This window comes from Pseudoruminococcus sp. (genome assembly GCF_047012705.1).
Classification (GTDB): Bacteria; Bacillota; Clostridia; order Oscillospirales; family Acutalibacteraceae; genus Pseudoruminococcus.
This window is the reverse complement of sequence record NZ_JBKXNW010000037.1, coordinates 1-5,151: the sequence shown is the minus strand read 5'-3', so window position 1 is coordinate 5,151 and position 5,151 is coordinate 1. Positions and strand designations below refer to the sequence as shown.

The following is a 5,151-nucleotide window of genomic DNA, read 5'->3' as shown; positions in this document are numbered from 1 at the left end:
GGTGTAGAGCCTAATCTACTGTAAACATCGCCTTTTACAGGCGCACAAACTCATCCGGCACAAGATAGCCGCCCTCTGCATCTGTGCCAACCTGCAAGTCGTTGTGTACATCAATCCAGTTGCGGTTTTTGACGCTGTTCCAGAAAGCTTTCTTGTAAGTGTCGCTCGCTGTACCTGTCTTTTCAGAAACAGTCGGAGTTGCGGGTTTTCCGAGAACAGGAGTGGAAGTTGCCTTGTTCATTTCAGCTTCAATTTCAGCCTGTCTTTCCAGACGCTGAATTTCCTTGCCGAGATCAACAATCGTTTGTTCCATCGCATCGTAGGTCTTGGAATCTTCCTCACTGAGAACGCCGTTTGCATTTCTCTTGCTATCAAGGAAGTCACGGGCTGTATCCCAAGCCTTCTTTCTCTTTTCTCTGAGTTCTTTAATGGTCATAATCAATTCCTCCAATCAATATTTCAAAAGTGCCAGTCTTTTTTCAAGCTGGTCAATCGATGTACCTGTAACGGATTCTGCTGATGCAGATACTTTGGATAAGAATGCAGATAGATTCTTCGATTTGGAATAGGTCATTGCGGTCAGTGTATCTTCTTTTTCCTCTTCATCCGGTTTTTCCTCTTTGGGAACAACAGGCATTTTCTTCTCTGCAAAGAGAATCCCGTCCACAAATCCCATTTCATGAGCCTTTTTCGCATTGAGCCATGTTTCATCGGACATCAGCTTTGCAATCTTGTTTCGGCTGAGATGAGATTTGGTTTCGTAGGCGTTAATAATGCTCTCTTTGACTTCTTCCAGAAGTTCAATTGCTTTTTCCATATCTGCTTTATTGCCCATTGCTGATGTGGAAGGGTCGTGAATCATCATTAGGGCAGTCGGTGCAATCAAAGTTTCATCGCCAGCCATTGCTACAACCGAAGCCGCTGATGCAGCAATGCCGTCAATTTTCACAGTAACCTTGCCTTTGTGATTTTTTAGCATAGAATAAATCTGACTTGCAGCGAATACATCACCGCCTGGCGAATTCAGCCAGACTGTCAAGTTTCCGCTGACTTTTGCGAGTTCATCACGAAACAGTGCAGGTGTGACCTCGTAGAGTAGGAAAGTATCGCCTTGCTATGTTTCCATAGTAGGTTTATACAGACCCCTCACCGAACCGTGCTTACCCCTCTCGGAGTACACGGCTCTCCATTGTTATATAAAATCAAATCAACTCATTGATTATGAACTTTATGGTGGCAATTCCTGCATAACACCAATGTTTTTCGCCTTTTGGCTATCATTGCACGTTCCCAATCGTTTTTACCTTTCAGGTCTTTCACTTTATGAACGTGATGAATTTCATAGTATTCTGCATTTGTGTCCCCACACAGTTCGCAAACCTTTGCTTTTAAGCGTTCTTCAAGTGTATTTCTTGAATAGCCATATATTACGGCTGCGTTTGAGATATTGTCCGTACCATCTTTTGAGTCTTTGCAATCAGAGTATTTAGCAAAATAACAGCGTTTTTTACCGCTTTTAGTTTCGTATGGGATTCCCCATCCGCCTTTTCCGTCTTTAAACTTTGCTATTATCTTTGAAATCTTGGTATTATGTTTTGCCGCCAGTGTTTTCAGACAGCTATATTCCATTAGATAAGCAAAGTAACGCAATTGGCAGTAATTACTTGCTAAATTGTAATAATTGCAGATTCCTCTCAGCTCTGAATTGTATGTTGATATGATTTCAAGGTCTGACATATGTATCATATAGCTGCGATGAGTAGGAAACAGAGAGCCATCCTTTTTTTGAAAGATGACACCTTTATCGAACATGAAACGGTTGATTTTTTCCTTTAATGGAATTAAAAGTTCAACCTTATTATTCAATGTTCTCAATGAAACTCCGCCATTTTTGCTTTTAATTTTGGCATTTCTTCTTACACTGATGTCGTAACCTAAAAATCTTGCATGATTACTGCTGTGAGTTATCAGCGTTTTCTCATCACTGAGCTGCATTTTAAGCACCTCGCTGATGTATTGTGACAGCTTCTTTTTTATTTCGATGCATTCTTCACGACTTCCATTTACTGATAAAATAAAATCATCAGCATAACGAATATATTGAATTTTTTTGTCTGTCTGTGATTTGCATGGAGTTTTAAGCTGAACACTGCGGACTGCTTTCAAATTTTTAATTAGCTGTTTTTTTCGCTCATAATCCTGTGGGTCGCACTCTCTGATTGCTTTTCGTGCTTTTTCTGTCTGATATTTTGCTTTTCGGTATTCGGGAGTATACTTTTCTTTGCTCGGTTTATCAAATTCCTCTTTTAGATTTTCTACAAACTTATCCAGTTCATGCAGATAGATATTTGCCAGTATGGGAGAAATGATTCCTCCCTGCGGTGTACCGCTGTATGTCCTGTGATATATCCAGTCTTCAAGATAGCCTGCTTTCAGAAATTGTTGAATAAGCTGTATTAATCTTGCGTCTTTGATTTTTTTGTTCAGTATTCCTATCAGTACATCATGGTTAATATTGTCAAAACAGCCCTTGATGTCACCCTCTATGAACCATTTTGCACCTGTGAATTTCATACGCAGACTTTTTAAAGCAGTATGACAGCTCCTGTTTGGTCTGAAACCATGAGAACATTCATGAAATATAGGTTCATATACTGCTTCTAAAATCATGCGTACAGCTTCCTGTACAAGTTTGTCTGTAAATGTCGGAATACCAAGTGGACGCATTTTATCAGAATTCTTTTTTTGTATATATGTGCGTCTTACCGGCGTTGGATTAAATTTGCCGTTTTTCAGCTGTTCTGTGATTTTCTGTATTTTTCTTTCACTAAAGCTGTCGGCAGTGTCATCATTTACACCTTTTGTTGATGCACCATTATTTGCATACAGATTTCTGTATGCTTCAAACCATATATCCTCCCGCAATAAATATCTGAACAGACGTGTAAACACTTCATCTTTATTGTTCAATGAGTTTTTGCTTATTCTCGTCAAAATTTCGGTTGTTGGTTGCATTTCAGCCATTGAGGTTTTCCTCCCTAACTTTCTTCATTTTTGACCATAACAACTGTTTCCCTTCGCCATGCAGACGGTGTTACCGTCCTCGGACTACTATGGAAACTCCGTACCCTTGGGTCATATTCAGATTCTTAAATCATAGCTTTTCAGCATTGACCTTTAGGGTATCCTCGGTTAGTGTAAATAACTGGTTGCAGATTGTCGGATATGCTTTCGTTTCGTTTGCACAAGTTCTCTTGCACGTCATATGAATATTGAGGCAATAATTTATTGGAGATGATAATAAATCACATTCATATTTAAGGTATCAGGCAAATTTCCTTAACCATTGGTTAACTGGGACTTGAAACTCACATTCAACAAATACAGTTTTATCCTCTTATCTGCTTAGCGTTGCGGTTCAGTCGTTCTTGATTGCCTTTAAGAAACTTACCGCTTCCCCAACGTGCTATGTTCCCGTATCAGCTTTCGCCTTTCGGTTAGTTGGGTCGCTTACAGAATTACCTATTCTGTGTGTTACCAATTTCACATTTACTTACACCCTATCCGAGCGCACATCTCCCCACCAAGTATCTTCAGAGATAGGACCGTTAAACAAAAGCTCTGTTTCCGATGTATCTTCGTTTTGGATAAAGTTCCAAAATTTCTTCATTTGGTTTTCTCCTCCTTTTTTGGATTTGCAAATGCTCCTGCATCAGCGAGTTTTGTAAAGCTGCCATTTACGAGATACAGGTTTCCACCCTCTTCGTCTGAAAGCATATTCATATCTTCCAGTTCTCGGATGTCATTCGCCGACATCCAGCCGTTTTGTCTTGCGGTAGCATAGCCCTGCATTCTGGAAGCATAATCGCCACGCAGTAGTCCGTCTACATTGAACTTGATAAAATATTGTCCTTTTTCTGAATCGGAAAGCAAGGCTTTCTGCAAAGACTGCTCCCATCTAACGATCCAAGGGTCAAGGCTGTATTTGACGAAGTCTAATGATAGATGTTCCACATTTGAAAATGTTGCGTGGTCAAGGTCACCGATCATATGAAGCGGTACACGGTACATTCTTGCGATTTCCTCAATCTGAAACTTTCGTGTTTCCAGAAACTGTGCTTCATTATTCGGAATTGCAATGGGAGTAAACTTCATGCCCTCCTCTAAAACTGCGACCTTGTGGGCGTTTCTTCCGCCATAGGCTCTTTGCCAAGCATCACGCACACGCTCCGGATTTTTGATCACTCCGGGGTGTTCCAACACGCCACTTGGTGAAGCACCGTTTCCAAAAAACGATGCTCCATATTCTTCACAGGCAATAGAAATGCCGATTGCATTTTTTGCAAGTGCAATCGGCGAATATCCAACCAGTCCGTCAAATCCTAAACCCGGAATGTGCAGGACTTCATCGGCGTAAAGAATGATGTCCCCCTGTTCTTTCAGATTCGGATTTGCTTCATCGTAACGGCTGTAAATGTATATCAGGCGGTTTTTCTCATCACGGTCAACCTTCATCTTATCCGGCATCAGAGGATATAGTCCCAAAACATCACCTCTGCCGTTACGGATAATCTGTGCATAGGCATTGCCGTAGATCAGCAGATGGGACATCAGGGTTTCTCTGAAGACAAACGATGTCATTTCAGGACTCGGCTGATCGTGGAGTAAAAAATAGAGCGGATGCCGTGGCACTCGCTCCTTTCCGCTATCGTTGTATTTGTACAAATGCAGTGGCAGCTGTGCGATAGCCTCCGACAAAACTCTCACACAGGCATAAACCGCAATATGCTGCAGGGCTGTTCTGTCGGTGACTCTTTTTCCCGCATTGCTTCTGCCGAAAAAATATGTGTATGACGGGCTGTCATAACTGTTTTGAGGCTTATCTCTGGACTTGAATAGTCCGCTGAAAATTCCCATAAAATTATGCTCCTTTCTTGACTTTTCGTATATGGATGTGGTATAATATGTGAAACTAAATGTAGGGCGTCTGCCTTACAAATCGGAATTTGTGAAGGCAAGTGAATCGAATACTACGATACAAGATACCATGGAGGAATATAAGAATGTCGAAAGATGAATATTTGATAACCGATGCACCCCTCAAAGCGTTGACGGTTTTTGCAATGCCGATGATTCTTGGGAGTTTTTTTC

At 41.1% G+C, this 5,151-nt stretch carries 3 protein-coding genes and 1 pseudogene; all 4 read right to left on the bottom strand.

The window, feature by feature from the left end; genetic code table 11:
• Window positions 1-34: 34 nt before the first annotated feature.
• Window positions 35-436, bottom strand: a complete 402-nt coding sequence (locus ACLU24_RS14285) for a phage major capsid protein (RefSeq protein ID WP_412613315.1) — start codon at window positions 434-436, stop codon at window positions 35-37.
• A 15-nt stretch (window positions 437-451) separates the two neighbouring features.
• Window positions 452-1,078: pseudogene (locus ACLU24_RS14280) on the bottom strand (head maturation protease, ClpP-related); the annotation flags it as partial.
• A gap of 134 nt (window positions 1,079-1,212) precedes the next feature.
• Window positions 1,213-3,024 carry a reverse transcriptase domain-containing protein gene (locus ACLU24_RS14275; protein WP_475495315.1) on the bottom strand — a complete coding sequence of 604 codons (1,812 nt, stop codon included), beginning with the start codon at window positions 3,022-3,024 and terminating at the stop codon, window positions 1,213-1,215.
• A 642-nt stretch (window positions 3,025-3,666) separates the two neighbouring features.
• Window positions 3,667-4,917, bottom strand: coding sequence for a phage portal protein (locus tag ACLU24_RS14270; protein WP_412613314.1), 1,251 nt, complete (start codon window positions 4,915-4,917; stop codon window positions 3,667-3,669).
• Between the last annotated feature and the right edge of the window lie 234 nt (window positions 4,918-5,151).

Bases quoted from the DNA above. Each gene is read 5' to 3' on its own strand.
- ACLU24_RS14285 (WP_412613315.1), bottom strand. From the start codon at position 436: ATGACCATTAAAGAACTCAGAGAAAAGAGAAAGAAGGCTTGGGATACA.
- ACLU24_RS14275 (WP_475495315.1), bottom strand. From the start codon at position 3,024: ATGGCTGAAATGCAACCAACAACCGAAATTTTGACGAGAATAAGCAAA.
- ACLU24_RS14270 (WP_412613314.1), bottom strand. From the start codon at position 4,917: ATGGGAATTTTCAGCGGACTATTCAAGTCCAGAGATAAGCCTCAAAAC.